Genomic DNA, 18,326 nt, shown 5'->3' with positions numbered 1-18,326 from the left:
GTATAAATAGCGACATATTTGACCGTTTGCGCAGGTTTTTTACGGTGCAAAACGCGCACTGATAAGGGGCGTCCGGGGCGTGTGACGCACCCGGTTGGAGCCTGGTGTTACTTATTTATACCCACGCCATAGAAGGGGGTGAGGCCGAACGGGCTGATCTTGAAGTCGGTGACTTCCTTGCGCAGTGGCTGGAACACCGTCGAGTTGGCAATCGGTGTGATAGGTACTTGTTGCTTAAGGATTTGCTGTGCCTGTTGGTACAGTTTGACTCGCTGCTGTTTGTCCGTGGACACCTTGGCTTGCTGCACCAGTTTGTCGTAGGCCGGGTCACACCATTTGGCGTAGTTGCTACCTTTCACCGCAGCGCAGCTGTAGAGCACGCCGAGCCAGTTGTCCGGGTCACCGTTGTCGCCGGTCCAGCCGTAGATCATTGCGTCGTGTTCGCCATTCTTGGCGCGTTTGATGTACTCGCCCCACTCATAGCTGACGATGTTGGCCTTGATCCCGACTTTCTCCCAATCCTGCTGGATCATCTGTGCCGACATCCGCGCGTTGGGGTTGGACGCGCGCTGCACAGTCATGGCCCACAAATCGATGGTGGTGCCGGGTGCAACTCCTGCTTCTTTTAGTAGCGCGCGGGCTTTGGTCGGATCGTGGGGTGCGTCTTTGATGGTCGGGTCATAGGACCATTGCGCCGGTGGCAAGGCGTTCTGTGCCAGTTGCCCGGCACTCTGGTAGACAGCTTTGATAATGGCGGGCTTGTCGATGGCCATGTCCAGCGCCTGACGCACCTTGAGTTGGTCCAGCGGCGGGTGGGTCACGTTGTAGGCGAGGAAACCGAGGTTGAAACCGGCTTGCTTGAGTACGGTCAGGTTCGGGTCTTTCTCCATCACTTCTATGTCCGCCGGGCGCGGGTAGCCACTGACCTGACACTCGCCGGCCTTGAGCTTCTGCAAGCGCACGGCGGCGTCCGGGGTGATCGAGAAAATCAGATTGTCGAGCTTCACATCCTCGGGTTTCCAGTAGGCCTTGTTGGCGGCATAGCGGATTTGCGAGTCCTTTTGATAACGCTTGAACACGAACGGGCCGGTGCCGACCGGTTTCTGGTTGATGTCCGCCGCTTTGCCTTCTTTTAACAACTGCGCGCCGTACTCGGCGGACTGGACCGAGGCGAAACTCATGGCCAGGTTTTGGATGAACGCGGCGTCGATGTTGTTCAGGCTGAAACGCACGGTGTGATCGTCGATTTTGTCGACACTCTTGATCGTTTTGTTCAGGTCCATGTCGGTGAAGTACGGCGATTCGGCGGGATAGGCTTTGCGGAATGCGTTTTCCGGGTCGAGCAAGCGCTGGAAGGTGAACAGCACGTCGTCGGCGTTGAAGTCGCGGGTGGGGGTGAAGTAGTCGGTGGTGTGGAACTTCACGCCGTCGCGCAGGTGGAAGGTGTAGGCGAGGCCGTCCTTCGAGACATCCCAGCTTGTGGCCAGGCCGGGTTCGACTTCGGTGCCACCGCGTTTGAACTGGGTGAGGCGGTTGAAGACGGTTTCGGCCGAGGCGTCGAAGTCGGTGCCGCTGGTGTATTGGCTGGGGTCGAAGCCGGCGGGGCTGGCTTCGGAGCAGTAGACCAGGGTGGTGGCGGCTTGGGCCAGTGGTGCGGTTGTGGCGAGGGCGAGTGCGAGCAGGAGTGGTTTGACGGTGGTTCTTTCCATGGAGTCCCCGGAATTTGGGCGGTGGTGTTTTCCTGAGGGTAGCGTTGTTGGTGAGATTGGTGGAAATATCGTTTTTTGAGGGGAACCCCTCTATCCGGGCATAGTTGGCCGGTTTTTACGTTGATGGCGGACGGTTAGGAGCTGCCGAAGGCTGCGATCTTTTGACCTTGATCTTGGCGGCCTGACAGTCTCAATCTCCCCCAGATATACACCGTCCTACTGTAGGGACGAGGCTTGCCCGCGAAGGCGGCGGATCAGCCAGCACATATCCTTAGGCAGGAACTGAAATCCCACATGGAAGATTTGGAATGACTCGAATTGTTGAAATCCTGATGTACACCTTGAAACCGGGATCAGGATTGGATTTCCATCGAATAATGCGGGAAGTAAGCGTTCCGCTTCACTTAAAGGCGGGTATGGATGTTGTTTCTTATGGCGGCTCTTTGCATGACGATGACAGTTATCACTTAATTCGCTCCTACGAGAGCGAGAATCATCGGCAAGCCTCTCAAGATCTTTTTTACTCAAGTACTGATTGGAAGCAAGGTCCGAGAGCAGACATCATCAGTCGGATTGAAGTAAGCACAACGACTGTTATGACGCTCACTCAAGAGGCGATTGATGCCATCAGAGCTTCCCATAAATCTATCCAGAGCTGATGCTCAATGAGCGTTCCCACGCTCCCGCGTGGGAACGCCGCCAGGGATGCTCCGCGTTCCGCTTTTGAATGATTAATCGATGTCTCAGTGCGCAGACCTTTCCCGGGCCGGGTTCCTTTTGCCGGTAATCTCACACCGCACATAGCTGCCACCTCTTCGCCGAGTGAGATCGGAAATTGATGGCTCCAATATCAAAAGGAAGTTTGTATGGATAAGTTAATCCCCGACCTACCCTTCAACACCTCCACACCCAACGCCGAAGCTTTGCGTACCGAAGAGCTACACAAAGACCGCGAAGCCATAAAACGTGCGCTCGACTACTACCTCGATTCGCCCAAGCCTTACTCCGCAAAACCTCGTCGCCCCAGTACGATGTTCCTGGTTTTCCCGGACAGCGACACCGAAAGTCTCCTGGCTCAAGCTTGCGAGTCATTGGCCTCGGCCAGTGTCCTGGCCAGCGATTTCGCAACAAACCTGATCGGCCCGCAGCGCAATACGGCGTTGGCGATTCAACAGATCATCATGCTGGCGGGGTTGGCGGTGAACCGGGCGTTGGATAACGTCGATCCGGCATAGACCGCGTTATCGTTCTTCGCGAGCAAGCCCGCTCCCACAGTGGTTCATCGTCGTTCACAGATTCGGAGTACGACACAAATCAACTGTGGGAGCGGGCTTGCCCGCGAAGGCGGCGGATCAGTCACTGTAAAACTGACTGATCCACCACCGCATCAAGGCATCAACACTTCAATCGCCCCATCCGCCGTCATGTTGACCTGGCTGGTCCCTGCTTCAACCTCCGGCGTCACCGGCGCGGAATCCATGCCGGCGGCAGCTTTCATCATCATCGGCCCGCGCATGTACGGCTGTGGATAACCGTTGCTGTTGAGGTTCAGGTTGACGATTTTGTAGCCCTTGCCGCCCAGTGCGTCGGTGGCCAGTTGAGCGCGGGCCTTGAAGGCGGTCACGGCTTCTTTGAGCAGGGCGTCTTCGCTGGCCTTGCGGGTTGAGGTGGCGATGGCGAAGTCCATGCCGCCCATTTTCAGGTCGGTGAGCAGTTCGCCGGTGAGTTTGGAGAGGGCGGCGAAGTCCGAGCTTTCCAGGCGCAGTTCGGCGCGTTCACGCCAGCCGGTGATTTTCTGGCCTTTGGTGTCGTAGATCGGGTAGCTGTTGCGGTTGCCCTGACGCAGGGTGATGTCCTTGACCTGTTTGGCCTGGGCCAATGCTTTGTTCATGGTGGTGCTGACGTCGGCGGCGAGTTTGGCCGGGTCGGCGTTTTGCTCTTCGGTGTAGAGGGTCACGATCATCAGGTCGCGGGCCACTTCCTGGCTGACTTCGGCGCGCAGGGAGATCTGGTTGTAATGCAGTTCGTCGACGGCCAGGGCCGGGAGGCTGGCGACGGTGCCAACGCTTAAGGCAAGAAGGGCGGCGCTGCGGCGCAATGTGTGCATGAAAAGCTCCTTGGACAGTGCGCAGGGGTTAAGGTCCGAACCTGCGTGAAACCATCAGACTCTAGCTTCAATGGTCCGGTTCGCCCAGTTACAACTTCTATACAGATCGACAACCAACAAGAACTTCGGTGGTGAGTGGGGCTTCTGTGGCGAGGGAGCTTGCTCCCGCTGGACTGCGAAGCAGGCCCAAGTCAGTCGACCGAGTGAGCCTGGTTCACCTTGCATACAGGTTTACGACTGCTGCGCAGCCGAGCGGGAGCAAGCTCCCTCGCCACAGATGCATTTCCACAGATCAATGGTCTTTGGCTGTGGTCGTTTGCCGCACTTTCGCCTCTCAGGCTCGTGGCTTGGTTATACTCCGTGCGATCCGCCTGGAGCGCTCATCAGGAGAGCTCATGCTCGCCCCCGTTCAAATCACTTCCGCCACTCGCCAGAACCTCTGGCGGCTCACGTTCATCCGCACGTTGGTGCTGGCCGCGCAGGCCGGTTCCGTGGGCCTGGCCTACTGGTTCCACCTGCTGCCGTTGCCGTGGATGCAATTGGCGATCACCCTCGGTTTTTCCATGGTGCTCTGCGCCCTGACCGCGATTCGCCTGCGCACGTCGTGGCCGGTGACCGAGCTCGAGTACGCCGTGCAACTGGCCTGCGATCTGTTTATCCACAGTGCCTTGCTGTACTTCTCCGGCGGTTCGACCAATCCGTTCGTCTCTTATTACCTGGTGCCGCTGACCATCGCCGCCGTGACCTTGCCATGGCGTTTTTCGGTGATTCTGTCCGGTATTGCCCTGGCGCTGTATACGTTGCTGCTGGCGCGGTTCTACCCGCTGGAAACGTTCCCGATCGCCCGGGAGAACCTGCAGATCTACGGCATGTGGCTGAGCTTCGCCCTGGCGGCGGCGGTCATCACGTTCTTCGCCGCGCGCATGGCCGAAGAGTTGCGCCGTCAGGAGGAACTGCGTGCCATTCGTCGCGAAGAAGGCCTGCGCGATCAACAATTGCTGGCTGTCGCGACCCAGGCTGCCGGCGCCGCCCATGAACTAGGCACGCCGCTGGCGACCATGAGTGTATTGCTCAAGGAAATGCGCCAGGATCATCCCGACCCGTTGCTGCAGGACGATTTGAGCGTGTTGCAGGATCAGGTCAAACTCTGCAAAGAAACCTTGCAGCAGCTGGTACGGGCGGCGGAAGCCAATCGTCGTTTGGCGGTGGAGATGCAGGACGTCACCGACTGGCTCGACGAAGCCCTGAACCGCTGGCACCTGATGCGCCCGGAAGCCAGTTATCGCTTCCAGCGCCTGGGCCAAGGGACCGTGCCGCGCATGGCGCCACCGCCGGACCTGACCCAGGCCCTGCTGAATTTGCTGAACAACGCCGCCGATGCCTGCCCCGAAGGCTTGCAAGTGACCCTGGACTGGAATGCCGAGGACCTGACCATCAGCATTCGCGACCATGGCGCCGGTGTGCCATTGGCCATTGCCGAGCAGATCGGCAAACCGTTTTTTACTACCAAGGGCAAAGGTTTCGGCCTGGGCCTGTTTTTGAGCAAGGCCAGCGTGACACGCGCCGGCGGCTCAGTGAAACTCTACAGTCATGAGGAAGGTGGCACGCTCACCGAGCTGCGCCTGCCCCGTGTCGCCCGAGGAGATGAACATGAGTGACGAGATCCAAGTCGAAGGCGAAGAACTGCCGCATTTGCTGCTGGTAGACGACGATGCAACCTTCACCCGCGTGATGGCCCGCGCCATGGCCCGCCGCGGTTTTCGCGTCAGCACGGCAGGTTCTGCCGAAGAGGGCCTGACCATCGCCCAGGCCGACATCCCGGATTACGCCGCCCTGGACCTGAAAATGGACGGCGACTCGGGCCTGGTGTTGCTGCCCAAGCTGCTCGAACTCGACCCGGACATGCGCGTGGTGATCCTCACCGGTTACTCGAGCATTGCCACCGCCGTCGAGGCAATCAAGCGTGGCGCCTGCAATTACCTGTGCAAACCGGCGGACGCCGATGACGTGTTGGCTGCGTTGCTCTCCGAGCACGCCGACCTCGACACCCTGGTGCCGGAAAACCCGATGTCCGTGGATCGCCTCCAGTGGGAGCACATCCAGCGCGTATTGACCGAGCACGAAGGCAACATCTCCGCCACCGCCCGTGCCTTGGGCATGCACCGCCGTACGCTGCAGCGCAAACTGCAAAAGCGTCCGGTCCGTCGCTGAACCGGCGCTGAACAATTGTTGTCACACTTCGCTACAAGCCGAGCCGTTCATTTATGATCGGCTCGTGTGTGTTCTTTTCTTTATCGAGCCTTATTCATGAATCAGAACGCTGAATATTCCGCGGTCAACGATGCTGTGCGCGGGCAGTTTTTTCGCAAAGTCTGGGCGATGACCACGCCTTACTGGCGCAGCGAAGAGAAGGGCAAGGCCTGGACGTTGTTGATCGCCGTGATCGCGCTGTCATTGTTCAGCGTGGCGATTTCGGTGTGGATCAACAGTTGGTACAAGGATTTCTATAACGCCCTGCAGAAGAAAGACGAAGCAGCGTTCTGGCAATTGATCCTGTACTTTTGCGGCATCGCGGCCGTGGCGATCCTCGGCGCGGTGTACAGGCTCTACCTGACCCAGATGCTGACGATTCGCTGGCGGGCCTGGCTCACCGAGAAGCACTTCGCCCGTTGGCTCGGCAACAAGAACTACTACCAGCTGGAGCAGGGCGGTTACACCGATAACCCGGACCAGCGGATTTCCGAAGACCTCAACAAGTTCACCACCAATACCTTGGGCCTGGGCTTGGGTTTGATCCGTAACATCGTCAGCCTGGTGTCGTTCTCGATCATTTTGTGGGGCGTGTCGGGCAGTATCGAAGTGCTTGGCTTCACGATTCCCGGCTACATGTTCTGGTGTGCACTGGTTTACGCCGCCGTCGGCAGTTGGCTCACGCATTTGATCGGTCGTCGCCTGATTGGCCTCAACAACAACCAGCAACGTTTCGAAGCCGACCTGCGTTTCTCCATGGTGCGGGTCCGCGAGAACGCCGAAAGCATTGCGCTGTACAACGGCGAGCCCAATGAGAACCGTCGTCTGAGCAGCCGCTTCGGCCTGGTCTGGCACAACTTCTGGGACATCATGAAAGTGTCCAAGCGCCTGACCTTCTTCACCTCCGGTTATGCCCAGATCGCGATCATCTTCCCGTTCATGGTCGCGGCGCCGCGTTACTTTGCCGGCAAGATCGAACTCGGTGAGCTGATGCAAATCAACTCGGCGTTCGGTAACGTGCAGGAGAACTTCAGCTGGTTCATCAGTGCGTACCAGGATCTCGCCGAGTGGCGTGCCACTTGTGATCGTCTGCTGAGTTTCCGTCAGGCCATGACCGACAACGAAGAACGCGCACCGGCCATCGATGTGCAGAATCAGGGTTCGGCGCTACGGGTGCATAACCTTGGCCTCGACCTGGCTGACGGCCGTCATCTGCTGACCAACGCCGACATGACCGTGGAGGAGGGCGAGCGCGTCATGCTCAGCGGTCGTTCCGGCAGCGGCAAATCGACGTTGCTACGGGCGATGGGGCACCTTTGGCCGGCCGGCCACGGCAGCATCCGCCTGCCGACAGGGCGTTATCTGTTCCTGCCGCAAAAACCGTATCTGCCGATTGGTACCTTGCGCGAGGCGCTGAGTTATCCACAGCCCGGCGACACCTACCCGCACGAGCGCTACGTCCACGTACTGGAAGCCTGCCGCTTGCCGCACCTGGTTTCGCGTCTGGATGAAGCCAATCACTGGCAGCGCATGCTCTCGCCGGGTGAGCAGCAACGCCTGGCCTTCGCCCGAGCGCTGCTTTATGCGCCGCAATGGCTGTACATGGATGAAGCGACTTCGGCGATGGATGAAGAGGATGAAGCGTCGCTGTATCAGGCGTTGATCGATGAATTGCCGGGGCTGAGCATTGTCAGCGTCGGGCATCGCAGCAGCCTGAAGCGTTTCCATCCACGGCATGTGCGTATCGAGAATGGCCATTTGGTGGACCAAACCGTGACCGCCTGAACACCGCAATCCCCTTGTGGGAGCGGGCTTGCTCGCGAAAGCGGTCTGACATCCAGCATTGAGGTGTCTGACACACCGCCTTCGCGAGCAAGCCCGCTCCCACAGGGGATAGTGGATGCTGACGGTGATCGTACAACCGTGTTGAGCTATGATGCGGGTTCAGCCGTTTTTTCGAGACAGATGTTCACCATGGAAAACCCGATCGACGCACCTCGCCTCCCTCGCAAGCGCCGCAGCCTCGCTCAGGAACTGGTGACGGTGCTCTCCGAGCAGATCCGCGACGGTCAGCTCAAGCGTGGCGACAAGTTGCCCACCGAGTCGGCGATCATGGATGCCCACGGCGTCAGCCGCACCGTGGTGCGCGAAGCGATTTCCCGTTTGCAGGCCGCAGGCCAGGTGGAAACCCGTCACGGTATCGGCACCTTCGTGCTCGACACCCCAAGCCCGAGCGGTTTTCGTATCGACCCGGCCACCGTGGTGACCTTGCGCGACGTATTGGCGATTCTGGAACTGCGCATCAGCCTGGAAGTGGAATCCGCCGGCCTTGCCGCGCAACGTCGCAGCCCTGAACAGTTGGCGTTGATGCGAGCGGCGCTGGACGCGTTGAATGAAAGTGTCTCGCATGCCAGCGATGCCGTGGCGTCAGACTTCCAGTTCCACCTGCAAATCGCCCTGGCCACCGGCAACCGCTACTTCACCGACATCATGACCCACCTGGGCACTAGCATCATTCCGCGCACACGCCTCAACTCCGCGCGCCTGGCCCATGACGACCAGCAGCACTACATGAGTCGCCTGAGCCGTGAACATGAAGAGATTTATGACGCGATCGCGCGGCAGGACTCCGATGCGGCGCGGGCGGCGATGCGCTTGCACCTGACCAATAGCCGCGAACGGCTGCGCCAGGCCCATGAAGAGGCGCAGGCCCAGCGTTAAATTGCGCGTGCCAGGAAGACGCCTGGCACAAAAACGCGCCTGACCGCTAAACGATCAGGCGCGAAGAGAGATCAGGTTTCGATATACAGTCTCAGGGGCTCCGAACACGGCTCCAGGCTGGATTCATCCGCGAATTTGTAACGCAATTCGACTTCTGTGTTCTTGTACTTTTCCAGCTCCACTTTCGGGATTCGCAATTCAATTCCTGTCAGCTTTGCCATGTCGTCGCTGGCGTCATCCCAGGCGCCGGTAGGCTCTTCGAGGCCCTTCCAGTCGGGCTCTTCCGTATCTGCGCCGAGGATCGGATAGACCTCCCAATTCGGCGGAATATCGTTCGGATCCGGGACGCGGACTATCAAGTCATCGCCCAGGTGCGACAGTTTGACGGTTGCTTTTTCAGGTTCGTGTTTCAGAAGCTGGGGAAGAATGGGTGGGGCAAAAGTCATGATGGGTTCGCTCTCCATGCGAGGGGGCCATGATTCCTTCACGGCGGTTTTATCACTGTAGGAGGCTCTTGCCAGGTGTGCCGAAAATGATCATGACCAACCGTTTCCGGTTGTGACGGCTGAGCCTTGTGTCAGGATCGAACGATCCACCCTCACGGCCAACTCGCCAGCGTTTAAGCGTGGCGCCATCGCCGGAAACGGCGATGCCGTGCTCAGTAAAAAGATCATCCAGATCGGCAATGATCTGTCGGGTGTATTCCTTCGGTTGAGCGTGTAGACCTGACATTTCTGACTCAAATTCTGAGGGCGGCGATGAAATGCAGTTGACGGTTGTATTTTAAGTTGTACGATGACCTACAACTTCGGCGAAGGCTGAACGATTTCTTCACACAACGTGCTACCCAGGGTGTTCGAATAATGAATCCACAAGAACTGAAGTCCATCCTCTCTTCCGGCCTGCTGTCGTTCCCGGTCACCGACTTCAATGCTCAGGGCGATTTTCATCGCGCGGGCTACATCAAACGTCTCGAATGGCTGGCCCCCTACGGCGCCTCGGCATTGTTCGCCGCGGGCGGCACCGGTGAGTTCTTCTCTCTGGCGGCCAGTGAATATTCGGAAATCATCAAGACTGCAGTCGATACCTGCGCCGCCAGCGTGCCGATTCTTGCCGGTGTAGGCGGCGCGACTCGCCAGGCCATCGAATACGCTCAGGAAGCCGAGCGTCTGGGCGCCAAAGGCCTGCTGCTGCTGCCGCACTACCTGACCGAAGCCAGCCAGGACGGCGTTGCGGCCCACGTTGAAGCCGTGTGCAAATCGGTGAACATCGGCGTGGTGGTTTACAACCGCAACGTCTGTCGCCTGACCGCGCCGCTGCTGGAACGTCTGGCCGAGCGCTGCCCGAACCTGATCGGTTACAAGGATGGCCTGGGCGATATCGAGTTGATGGTGTCGATCCGTCGCCGCCTCGGCGATCGCTTCAGCTACCTGGGCGGCTTGCCGACCGCTGAAGTCTACGCCGCGGCCTACAAGGCGTTGGGCGTGCCGGTCTACTCCTCGGCGGTATTCAACTTCATCCCGAAAACCGCGATGGATTTCTACCACGCCATCGCCCGCGACGATCACGCCACCGTCGGCAAGATCATCGACGACTTCTTCCTGCCGTACCTGGATATCCGTAACCGCAAGGCCGGTTATGCGGTGAGCATCGTCAAGGCCGGGGCAAAAATCGCCGGCTTCGACGCAGGCCCTGTGCGTGCGCCGCTGACCGATCTGACGGGCGAAGAGTACGAAATGCTCGCCGCGCTGATCGACAAGCAAGGTGCGCAATAACACATCCGATTAAGTAAGGCCGCTGAGCAATCAGCGGCCTTTTGCGTGAGGAGATTTCAAAGTGGCAGATGCAAAGCGTTTCGATAACTACATCAACGGTGAATGGGTGGCGGGCAGTGATTACTGCGCCAACATCAACCCGTCCGAGCTGACCGATACCATCGGCGATTACGCCAAGGCTGATCTGGCTCAGGTCCACGCCGCCATCGACGCCGCTCGCGCCGCGTTCCCGGCCTGGTCCACTTCCGGCATTCAGGCACGTCACGATTCCTTGGATAAAGTCGGCACTGAAATCCTCGCCCGCCGCGAAGAGCTCGGCACCTTGCTGGCCCGGGAAGAGGGCAAGACCCTGCCCGAAGCCATCGGCGAAGTGACTCGCGCCGGCAACATCTTCAAGTTCTTCGCCGGTGAATGCCTGCGCCTGTCCGGCGACTATTTGCCGTCGGTGCGTCCGGGCGTCAACGTTGAAGTGACCCGTGAAGCGTTGGGTGTGGTCGGCCTGATCACCCCGTGGAACTTCCCGATCGCGATCCCGGCGTGGAAGATCGCTCCGGCTCTGGCTTATGGCAACTGCGTCGTCCTGAAACCTGCTGATCTGGTTCCGGGCTGTGCCTGGGCGCTGGCGGAAATCATCTCCCGCGCAGGCTTCCCGGCCGGCGTGTTCAACCTGGTGATGGGCAGCGGCCGCGTGGTTGGTGATGCGCTAGTGCAGAGCCCGAAAGTTGATGGCGTCAGCTTTACCGGTTCCGTGGGCGTGGGTCGTCAGATCGCTGTCAGCTGCGTGTCGCGCCAGGCCAAGGTCCAGCTGGAAATGGGCGGCAAGAACCCGCAGATCATTCTCGATGACGCCGACCTCAAGCAAGCGGTCGAGCTGTCGGTACAGAGCGCGTTCTACTCCACCGGTCAGCGCTGCACGGCATCGAGCCGCTTCATCGTCACTGGTGGCATCCACGACAAATTCGTCGAGGCCATGGCCGAGCGCATGAAGTCGATCAAGGTCGGCCACGCGCTGAAAACCGGTACCGATATCGGTCCCGTCGTCTCGCAGGCTCAGCTTGAACAAGACATGAAGTACATCGACATCGGCCAGTCCGAAGGCGCGCGTCTGGTCAGTGGCGGTGGTTTGGTGACATGCGACACAGAAGGTTACTACCTCGCGCCAACCCTGTTTGCTGATAGCGAAGCCGCGATGCGCATCAGCCGCGAAGAGATCTTCGGCCCGGTGGCCAACATCGTTCGCGTGGCCGACTACGAGGCGGCGCTGGTCATGGCCAACGACACCGAGTTCGGTCTGTCGGCGGGCATCGCTACCACGTCGCTGAAGTACGCCAACCACTTCAAACGCCACTCCCAGGCCGGGATGGTGATGGTCAACCTGCCGACCGCCGGCGTGGATTACCACGTTCCGTTTGGTGGGCGTAAAGGTTCATCCTATGGATCACGTGAGCAAGGTCGCTATGCGCAAGAGTTTTACACGGTCGTGAAGACCAGCTACATCGGCTCCTGACAGGAAACACCGCGGTATCGGCATCGATACCGCAACACAACAGCTTCACCCGCGCATAAAAATAATCAGTGGGAGTACATCTACAATGCAATCGACCAAGCCGACTCACGTCCGCTATTTGATCCTGCTCATGCTGTTTCTGGTGACCACGATCAACTACGCCGACCGGGCCACCATCGCAATTGCCGGCTCCAGCCTGCAAAAAGACCTCGGCATCGACGCGGTCACCCTCGGTTATATCTTCTCCGCATTCGGTTGGGCCTACGTGGCCGGGCAAATTCCCGGTGGCTGGCTGCTGGACCGTTTCGGTTCGAAAAAAGTCTATGCGCTGAGCATCTTCACCTGGTCGCTGTTCACCGTGCTGCAGGGCTATGTTGGTGAGTTCGGCATGTCCACGGCGGTGGTTGCGCTGTTCATGCTGCGCTTTTTGGTGGGCCTGGCCGAAGCGCCATCCTTCCCTGGCAACGCACGCGTCGTGGCGGCCTGGTTTCCGACCGCTGAACGCGGTACAGCGTCGGCGATCTTCAACTCGGCGCAGTACTTTGCCACCGTGTTGTTTGCACCGCTGATGGGCTGGATCGTCTACAGCTTCGGTTGGCAGCACGTGTTCATCGTCATGGGGGTGATCGGCATCATCTTCTCGGGGATCTGGCTGAAGGTTATCCACAGCCCGCGCCAACACCCGATGATCAACGACGCCGAGTTCAAACACATCGCCGACAACGGCGGCATGGTCGATATGGACTCGGACAAAGGCAAAGGCAAAAAAGGCGACGGTCCGAAGTGGGATTACATCCGCCAGCTGCTGACCAACCGCATGATGCTTGGCGTGTATCTGGGCCAGTACTGCATCAACGGCATCACCTACTTCTTCCTGACTTGGTTCCCGGTGTACCTGGTGCAGGAGCGCGGCATGACCATTCTCAAGGCCGGTTTCATTGCCTCGCTGCCGGCGATCTGCGGATTTATCGGTGGTGTGCTCGGCGGGGTGATTTCCGATTACCTGCTGCGCAAAGGTCACTCGCTGACGTTCGCCCGCAAGGCGCCGATCATCGCTGGCTTGCTGGTTTCCAGTAGCATCGTGGCTTGCAACTATGTGGACGTTGAATGGATGGTCGTCGGCTTCATGGCCCTGGCGTTCTTCGGCAAAGGCGTGGGTGCGTTGGGCTGGGCGGTGGTGTCCGACACCTCGCCGAAACAGATTGCTGGTCTGAGCGGTGGCCTGTTCAACACCTTCGGCAACATCGCGTCGATCACCACGCCGATTGTCATCGGTTACATCATCAGCTCCACCGGCTCGTTCAAGTGGGCGCTGGTGTTCGTCGGTTGCAACGCGCTGGTAGCAGTATTCAGCTATCTGGTGATCGTTGGCCCGATCAAACGCGTTGTGCTCAAAGAGCCGCCGGTCAGCGGTCCTGAAACGAACAACAAGTTATCTGAAGCGCATTCCTGAGGAGCGGCGTCATGCAGTTGATTGAACATTCCGACTCGCCGCGCTACATCCGCCTGCACGAGCGGGACAACGTAGTGATTGTGGTCAATGATCAGGGCGTGCCGGCCGGCACCGAATTCCCCGATGGCCTGGTCACCGTGGATTTCGTGCCGCAGAGCCACAAGGTCACTCTCGAGGACATTCCCGAGGGCGGCCAGGTGATTCGGTACGGCCAGACCATCGGCTATGCGTTGCAGCCGATCCCGCGCGGTAGCTGGGTCAAGGAAGATCAACTGCGCATGCCCACCGCACCACCGCTGGACAGCTTGCCGCTGTCCACCGAAGTGCCGGCCACGCAGGCACCGCTGGAAGGCTTCACCTTCGAGGGTTATCGCAACGCCGACGGCACCGTCGGCACGCGCAACATTCTGGGCATCACCACCACCGTGCAGTGCGTCACCGGGGTGCTGGATCACGCGGTGAAGCGCATCAAGGACGAGTTGTTGCCCAAGTACCCGAACGTCGACGACGTGGTGGCGCTGACCCACAGTTACGGTTGCGGCGTGGCGATCACCGCCACCGACGCGTACATCCCGATCCGCACCGTGCGCAATCTGGCGCGCAACCCGAACCTGGGTGGCGAAGCGCTGGTGATCAGCCTGGGCTGCGAGAAATTGCAGGCCGGGCAGGTGATGCACGAGAACGACAGTTCGGTGGATTTGAGCGAGCCGTGGTTGTATCGCTTGCAGGATTCCAGCCACGGTTTCACCGAGATGATCGAGCAGATCATGGCGCTGGCCGAGACTCGTTTGAAGAAGCTCGATCTGCGTCGTCGGGAAACCGTCCCGGCGTCCGAGCTGATCCTCGGTATGCAGTGCGGCGGCAGCGATGCGTTCTCCGGGATCACCGCGAACCCGGCACTGGGCTATGCCTCGGACCTGTTACTGCGGGCCGGTGCGACGGTGATGTTTTCCGAAGTCACTGAAGTGCGTGATGCGATTTACCTGCTGACGTCCCGCGCCGAAACTGAGGAAGTCGCTCAGGAACTGGTGCGGGAAATGGACTGGTACGACCGTTACCTGGCCAAGGGCGAAGCGGATCGCAGCGCCAATACCACGCCGGGAAACAAGAAGGGCGGGTTGTCGAACATTGTCGAGAAGTCGTTGGGCTCGATCGTCAAATCCGGTAGCAGCGCGATCAACGGAGTGCTCGGCCCTGGGGAACGATTCAAGCGCAAAGGGCTGATTTTCTGCGCGACCCCGGCCAGTGATTTTGTCTGCGGGACGTTGCAATTGGCGGCAGGGATGAACCTGCATGTGTTCACCACCGGGCGGGGTACGCCTTACGGTTTGGCCATGGCGCCGGTGGTGAAGGTGTCGACCCGGACCGAACTGGCGCAGCGCTGGCCGGACCTGATCGACATCGATGCCGGGCGGATCGCCACCGGGCGGGCGTCGATCGAAGACCTCGGCTGGGAGTTGTTCCACTACTACCTGGACGTGGCCAGCGGCAAGAAACAGACGTGGGCGCAGCGGCATAAACTGCATAACGACATCACGTTGTTCAACCCGGCGCCGATAACCTGATACCGCGTTATCGTTCATCGCGAGCAGGCTCGCTCCCACAGTGGATCTTCTTCTTACACAGATTTTGTGTTCGACACTGGACAAATGTGGGAGCGAGCCTGCTCGCGATGGCGGTCTACCTGACGCCGATGTCCTCGGTGGCTTATCATTAGCCCCCTAACGACGCTCACCCAAGGTTCCCCCGGCATGCTGGCTATTTTCCTCGAAACCCTGAATATCACCGCGCCGGTGTTTGCCATGCTGTTTCTGGGGGCGCTGCTCAAGCGCATCGACTGGATCAACGACAACTTCATTCATACCGCGTCGGCCCTGGTGTTCAACGTCACCATGCCGGCGTTGCTGTTTCTGGGCATCTTGCATGCCGACCTGCACGCCGCGTTGCAACCGGCGCTGCTGATGTACTTCTCGATCGCGACCCTGATGGGCTTTGCGATTGCCTGGGGTTGGGCGATCTGGAAATGCCCGCGCGAAGACCGAGGCATCTACACCCAAGGCGCGTTTCGCGGCAACAACGGCGTTATCGGTCTGGCCCTGGCGGCGAGTATGTACGGCGACTACGGGATTTCCCTCGGGGCGATTCTCGCGGCGCTGGTGATCCTGTTCTACAACACGCTCTCGACCATCGTGCTGGCGGTCTACAGCCCGGTGATCAAGTCCGATCCGTGGAGCATCTGCAAGAGCGTGATGATGAACCCCTTGATCATCAGCGTGTTTTCGGCGGCACCGTTTGCCTGGTTCAAGATCAGCCTGCCGGGGTGGCTGGAAACGTCCGGCCAATACCTGGCACAAACCACCTTGCCCTTGGCGCTGATCTGCATCGGCGGCACGTTGTCGCTAGCGGCAATGCGTAAAAGCGGCACGATTGCGCTGAGTTCAAGCCTGGTGAAGATGATCGGCCTGCCGGTGCTGACGACACTGGGCGCCTGGCTCTGGGGCTTTCGCGGGGCGGAGTTGGGGATTCTGTTTCTGTACTTCGGCAGCCCGACCGCCGCGGCCAGTTTCGTCATGGCCCGACAGGCCAATGGCAATCATGAGCTGGCGGCGGCCATCATCGTGATTACCACGCTGATGGCGGCGGTCACCACCAACGTCGGGATCTTTTTGTTGCAGTGGGGTGGGTGGATTTAACCTCGGGAGCTGCAGTGTTCTCCAGGGCCTCATCGCGGGCAAGCCCGCTCCCACAAAGGTCTTCAGTGCTTATGCAATTCATGCAACAAGGCAGATCCCTGTGGGAGCGGGCTTGCCCGCGATGGCGTTGTCACTGACGGCGAAAATCCGGGGACTCACTCCGGCTTCTGGTAGGTATCAATCACTTCCTGCGCCGCCCGAAACGCATCGATCGCCGCCGGCACGCCGGCATACACCGCGCAATGCAGCAGTGCCTCACGGATCTCTTCCACGGTGCAGCCGTTGTTCAGCGCTCCGCGCACATGGCCCTTCAATTCTTGCGGGCACTTCAACGCGGTCAGCGCAGCGAGGGTGATCAGGCTGCGGGTTTTCAGCGGCAGACCTTCGCGATTCCACACACCGCCCCAAGCGTGTTCGTTGACGAAATCCTGCAACGGTTGGGTGAACTCGGTGGCATTGCCCAAGGCGCGGTCGACGAACGCGTCGCCCATCACTTGGCGGCGGACTTCAACCCCAGCCTTTTTATCAGTGCTCATGGCAATTCCCTCTTGTGGTGTTGGCGACGCCAGGCGCGCAGCGAGGTGAACAGCAAAAACGCCATCAGCGCCGGCAGGACGAAAAACAGCATCAGGTGTTCAAGCTTGCCGGCCAGCGGCATGCCGGTAGTGAACGACACCACATGCAGCCCATAGGCCAGGTACAAGCCCAAAAACAGCAGGCCTTCGGCGCGAGTCACCCGGTAGCCGGAATAAAACACCGGCAGGCACAACACCGCGACACCAAGCATCACCGGCAGGTCGAAATCCAGGGCATTCGGCGAGACCGACAGCGGCGACGGCGCGACCAATGTGGTAAGCCCGAGCACCCCCAAGAGGTTGAACAGGTTGCTGCCGATCACATTGCCCACCGCAATGTCCCGCTGACCGCGCAATGCGGCGATCAAAGACGTGGCGAGCTCCGGCAGGGAGGTGCTGACGGCGACGATGGTCAGGCCGATGATCCGCTCCGACAACCCCAGGTCGGTGGCGACCGCAACGGCGGCGCCGAGCAGCAAGTGCCCGGCGAATATCAGCATCGCCAGCCCGGCGACGATCATCAGCAGGCTGCTGAACCACGGTGCCTGCGGCGCTTCATGAGCCCCCGATAGCGGACGGGCCGAGTGTCGCGACTGGCGCAGTAGCAAGCCCAGATACAGAGCCAGCGCTGTCAGCAGCATCACGCCGTCGACCCGAGTCAGTTCTTCATTCCACGCCAGCACGAACACCAGCAGGCTGGCGCCGATCATCAGTGGAATATCCAGGCGCACCAATTGCCGCGAAACCCGCAGCGGAATAATCAGTGCCGAGAGCCCGAGGGTGACGAGGATGTTGAAGATGCTGCTGCCGATCACGCTGCCGACGGCGATGTCGGCGTTTTGCGCCAGGGTGGCTTGCAGGCTGACCGCCATCTGCGGCGCGCTGCTGCCGAGGGCCACGATGGTCAGGCCGATGATCAGCGGCCGCACATGCAGTCGCGCGGCCAGGCGAACGGCGGCGCGTACCATCAGTTCTGCGCCGGCGATCAGTAAAAACAGACCGCTGAGCAATTCAATCACGCTGATCAGGGGTAAATCGGCAAGTCCGAAAATAGTCAGCGCTCCGTCTATCAGTCGTCGAGGGCTTGCACGCGAACCTGCGCGGTGCCACTTCTGAGCATACCCAGTTGTTCCGCGGCCTCGTGTGAAACATCGATCAGACGCCCACGAGTGTGCGGCCCGCGATCGTTGATACGCACCACGCAGGATTTGTCGTTATTCAGATTGGTGACTTTCACCCGCGTACCGAACGGTAACTGACGGTGGGCGGCGGTCAGGGAATTCTTGTCAAAACGCTCGCCACTGGCGGTGCGTTTACCTTGGTGTTTGGCGCCGTAGTAGGACGCTACGCCGGTTTTGTCGTAGCCGTGTGGATCGATGGTGTCCGTGCTGGCGCAACCGGCCAACAAAGAGAGCAGGGCGCAAGCGCTGAGTAGACGCTTCATTTAAAAGGCTCCCAAAATAAATGTGGGAGCGAGCCTGCTCGCGATGGCGGAATGTCAGTCACATCAATGGTGGATGTGCCGCCGTCATCGCG

At 59.7% G+C, this 18,326-nt stretch carries 18 protein-coding genes; 11 read left to right on the top strand and 7 right to left on the bottom strand.

Features of this window, described 5'->3' with window-relative positions; translation table 11 throughout:
• Positions 1 to 107 precede the first annotated feature (107 nt).
• On the bottom strand, positions 108 to 1,709 hold the full coding sequence (locus QMK51_RS24215) for an ABC transporter substrate-binding protein (RefSeq protein WP_320392244.1): 1,602 nt from the start codon (positions 1,707 to 1,709) through the stop codon (positions 108 to 110).
• A 308-nt stretch (positions 1,710 to 2,017) separates the two neighbouring features.
• Here QMK51_RS24215 and QMK51_RS24210 point away from each other — a divergent pair, with 308 nt between their 5' ends.
• Together QMK51_RS24210 and QMK51_RS24205 are read left to right on the top strand one after the other, a co-directional pair.
• Positions 2,018 to 2,368: an NIPSNAP family protein gene (locus tag QMK51_RS24210; protein WP_105340048.1), complete on the top strand. Its 351-nt coding sequence runs from the start codon at positions 2,018 to 2,020 to the stop codon at positions 2,366 to 2,368.
• Positions 2,369 to 2,575: 207 nt separating this feature from the next.
• Positions 2,576 to 2,944, top strand: coding sequence for a DUF6124 family protein (locus QMK51_RS24205; protein WP_320392243.1), 369 nt, complete (start codon positions 2,576 to 2,578; stop codon positions 2,942 to 2,944).
• A 152-nt stretch (positions 2,945 to 3,096) separates the two neighbouring features.
• Here QMK51_RS24205 and QMK51_RS24200 read toward each other — a convergent pair whose 3' ends face one another.
• Positions 3,097 to 3,816, bottom strand: a complete 720-nt coding sequence (locus QMK51_RS24200) for an SIMPL domain-containing protein (protein ID WP_320392242.1) — start codon at positions 3,814 to 3,816, stop codon at positions 3,097 to 3,099.
• 395 nt (positions 3,817 to 4,211) lie between these two features.
• Here QMK51_RS24200 and QMK51_RS24195 point away from each other — a divergent pair, with 395 nt between their 5' ends.
• From QMK51_RS24195 to QMK51_RS24180, 4 genes are all read left to right on the top strand, one after another.
• A complete protein-coding gene (locus QMK51_RS24195; RefSeq protein WP_258697568.1) occupies positions 4,212 to 5,474 on the top strand; it encodes an ATP-binding protein in 1,263 nt (420 codons plus the stop codon).
• Positions 5,467 to 6,027 carry a response regulator transcription factor gene (locus tag QMK51_RS24190; protein ID WP_017336511.1) on the top strand — a complete coding sequence of 187 codons (561 nt, stop codon included), beginning with the start codon at positions 5,467 to 5,469 and terminating at the stop codon, positions 6,025 to 6,027. Before QMK51_RS24195 ends, QMK51_RS24190 begins: the two co-directional genes overlap by 8 nt.
• A 96-nt stretch (positions 6,028 to 6,123) precedes the next feature.
• Positions 6,124 to 7,851 carry an ABC transporter ATP-binding protein/permease gene (locus QMK51_RS24185; RefSeq protein ID WP_320392241.1) on the top strand — a complete coding sequence of 576 codons (1,728 nt, stop codon included), beginning with the start codon at positions 6,124 to 6,126 and terminating at the stop codon, positions 7,849 to 7,851.
• A gap of 189 nt (positions 7,852 to 8,040) precedes the next feature.
• Positions 8,041 to 8,787, top strand: coding sequence for a FadR/GntR family transcriptional regulator (locus QMK51_RS24180; protein ID WP_258697566.1), 747 nt, complete (start codon positions 8,041 to 8,043; stop codon positions 8,785 to 8,787).
• A gap of 71 nt (positions 8,788 to 8,858) precedes the next feature.
• Here QMK51_RS24180 and QMK51_RS24175 read toward each other — a convergent pair whose 3' ends face one another.
• Positions 8,859 to 9,233, bottom strand: coding sequence for a hypothetical protein (locus QMK51_RS24175; protein ID WP_258697565.1), 375 nt, complete (start codon positions 9,231 to 9,233; stop codon positions 8,859 to 8,861).
• 52 nt (positions 9,234 to 9,285) lie between these two features.
• A complete protein-coding gene (locus QMK51_RS24170) occupies positions 9,286 to 9,519 on the bottom strand; it encodes a hypothetical protein (RefSeq protein WP_320394592.1) in 234 nt (77 codons plus the stop codon).
• Between the two features lie 131 nt (positions 9,520 to 9,650).
• Here QMK51_RS24170 and kdgD point away from each other — a divergent pair, with 131 nt between their 5' ends.
• From kdgD to QMK51_RS24145, 5 genes are all read left to right on the top strand, one after another.
• Positions 9,651 to 10,562 carry a 5-dehydro-4-deoxyglucarate dehydratase gene (gene kdgD / locus QMK51_RS24165; RefSeq protein ID WP_320392240.1) on the top strand — a complete coding sequence of 304 codons (912 nt, stop codon included), beginning with the start codon at positions 9,651 to 9,653 and terminating at the stop codon, positions 10,560 to 10,562.
• 61 nt (positions 10,563 to 10,623) lie between these two features.
• A complete protein-coding gene (locus QMK51_RS24160) occupies positions 10,624 to 12,069 on the top strand; it encodes an aldehyde dehydrogenase family protein (protein WP_320392239.1) in 1,446 nt (481 codons plus the stop codon).
• Between the two features lie 85 nt (positions 12,070 to 12,154).
• Positions 12,155 to 13,522: an MFS transporter gene (locus QMK51_RS24155; protein WP_320392238.1), complete on the top strand. Its 1,368-nt coding sequence runs from the start codon at positions 12,155 to 12,157 to the stop codon at positions 13,520 to 13,522.
• Between the two features lie 11 nt (positions 13,523 to 13,533).
• A complete protein-coding gene (garD, locus tag QMK51_RS24150; protein WP_320392237.1) occupies positions 13,534 to 15,087 on the top strand; it encodes a galactarate dehydratase in 1,554 nt (517 codons plus the stop codon).
• A 186-nt stretch (positions 15,088 to 15,273) separates the two neighbouring features.
• On the top strand, positions 15,274 to 16,215 hold the full coding sequence (locus QMK51_RS24145; protein ID WP_320392236.1) for an AEC family transporter: 942 nt from the start codon (positions 15,274 to 15,276) through the stop codon (positions 16,213 to 16,215).
• 155 nt (positions 16,216 to 16,370) lie between these two features.
• Here the strand turns inward: QMK51_RS24145 and QMK51_RS24140 are convergent, their stop codons facing one another.
• Genes QMK51_RS24140 through QMK51_RS24130 form a run of 3 tightly spaced genes read right to left on the bottom strand, consistent with a single transcriptional unit; the run spans position 16,371 to position 18,234 of the window.
• The gene (locus tag QMK51_RS24140) at positions 16,371 to 16,751 is read right to left on the bottom strand and encodes a carboxymuconolactone decarboxylase family protein (RefSeq protein ID WP_048396581.1); all 381 of its coding nucleotides are present in this window, start codon (positions 16,749 to 16,751) and stop codon (positions 16,371 to 16,373) included.
• On the bottom strand, positions 16,748 to 17,809 hold the full coding sequence (locus QMK51_RS24135; protein ID WP_258697560.1) for a calcium/sodium antiporter: 1,062 nt from the start codon (positions 17,807 to 17,809) through the stop codon (positions 16,748 to 16,750). The genes QMK51_RS24140 and QMK51_RS24135 overlap by 4 nt, the downstream gene beginning before the upstream one ends.
• Before the next feature lie 50 nt (positions 17,810 to 17,859).
• Positions 17,860 to 18,234 carry a septal ring lytic transglycosylase RlpA family protein gene (locus QMK51_RS24130; RefSeq protein WP_258697559.1) on the bottom strand — a complete coding sequence of 125 codons (375 nt, stop codon included), beginning with the start codon at positions 18,232 to 18,234 and terminating at the stop codon, positions 17,860 to 17,862.
• Positions 18,235 to 18,326: the final 92 nt, after the last annotated feature.

It is taken from the genome of Pseudomonas sp. P9_31 (assembly GCF_034008235.1).
Classification (GTDB): domain Bacteria; phylum Pseudomonadota; class Gammaproteobacteria; order Pseudomonadales; family Pseudomonadaceae; genus Aquipseudomonas.
Note: the sequence above shows the minus strand (reverse complement) of the source record. Positions and strands in the feature narration are given on the sequence as shown.

What these genes read in the sequence shown, in the direction of transcription:
- QMK51_RS24215 (WP_320392244.1), bottom strand. Translation starts at nt 1,709, where the DNA reads ATGGAAAGAACCACCGTCAAACCACTCCTGCTCGCACTCGCCCTCGCC.
- QMK51_RS24210 (WP_105340048.1), top strand. Translation starts at nt 2,018, where the DNA reads ATGACTCGAATTGTTGAAATCCTGATGTACACCTTGAAACCGGGATCA.
- QMK51_RS24205 (WP_320392243.1), top strand. Translation starts at nt 2,576, where the DNA reads ATGGATAAGTTAATCCCCGACCTACCCTTCAACACCTCCACACCCAAC.
- QMK51_RS24200 (WP_320392242.1), bottom strand. Translation starts at nt 3,816, where the DNA reads ATGCACACATTGCGCCGCAGCGCCGCCCTTCTTGCCTTAAGCGTTGGC.
- QMK51_RS24195 (WP_258697568.1), top strand. Translation starts at nt 4,212, where the DNA reads ATGCTCGCCCCCGTTCAAATCACTTCCGCCACTCGCCAGAACCTCTGG.
- QMK51_RS24190 (WP_017336511.1), top strand. Translation starts at nt 5,467, where the DNA reads ATGAGTGACGAGATCCAAGTCGAAGGCGAAGAACTGCCGCATTTGCTG.
- QMK51_RS24185 (WP_320392241.1), top strand. Translation starts at nt 6,124, where the DNA reads ATGAATCAGAACGCTGAATATTCCGCGGTCAACGATGCTGTGCGCGGG.
- QMK51_RS24180 (WP_258697566.1), top strand. Translation starts at nt 8,041, where the DNA reads ATGGAAAACCCGATCGACGCACCTCGCCTCCCTCGCAAGCGCCGCAGC.
- QMK51_RS24175 (WP_258697565.1), bottom strand. Translation starts at nt 9,233, where the DNA reads ATGACTTTTGCCCCACCCATTCTTCCCCAGCTTCTGAAACACGAACCT.
- QMK51_RS24170 (WP_320394592.1), bottom strand. Translation starts at nt 9,519, where the DNA reads ATGTCAGGTCTACACGCTCAACCGAAGGAATACACCCGACAGATCATT.
- kdgD (WP_320392240.1), top strand. Translation starts at nt 9,651, where the DNA reads ATGAATCCACAAGAACTGAAGTCCATCCTCTCTTCCGGCCTGCTGTCG.
- QMK51_RS24155 (WP_320392238.1), top strand. Translation starts at nt 12,155, where the DNA reads ATGCAATCGACCAAGCCGACTCACGTCCGCTATTTGATCCTGCTCATG.
- garD (WP_320392237.1), top strand. Translation starts at nt 13,534, where the DNA reads ATGCAGTTGATTGAACATTCCGACTCGCCGCGCTACATCCGCCTGCAC.
- QMK51_RS24145 (WP_320392236.1), top strand. Translation starts at nt 15,274, where the DNA reads ATGCTGGCTATTTTCCTCGAAACCCTGAATATCACCGCGCCGGTGTTT.
- QMK51_RS24140 (WP_048396581.1), bottom strand. Translation starts at nt 16,751, where the DNA reads ATGAGCACTGATAAAAAGGCTGGGGTTGAAGTCCGCCGCCAAGTGATG.
- QMK51_RS24130 (WP_258697559.1), bottom strand. Translation starts at nt 18,234, where the DNA reads ATGAAGCGTCTACTCAGCGCTTGCGCCCTGCTCTCTTTGTTGGCCGGT.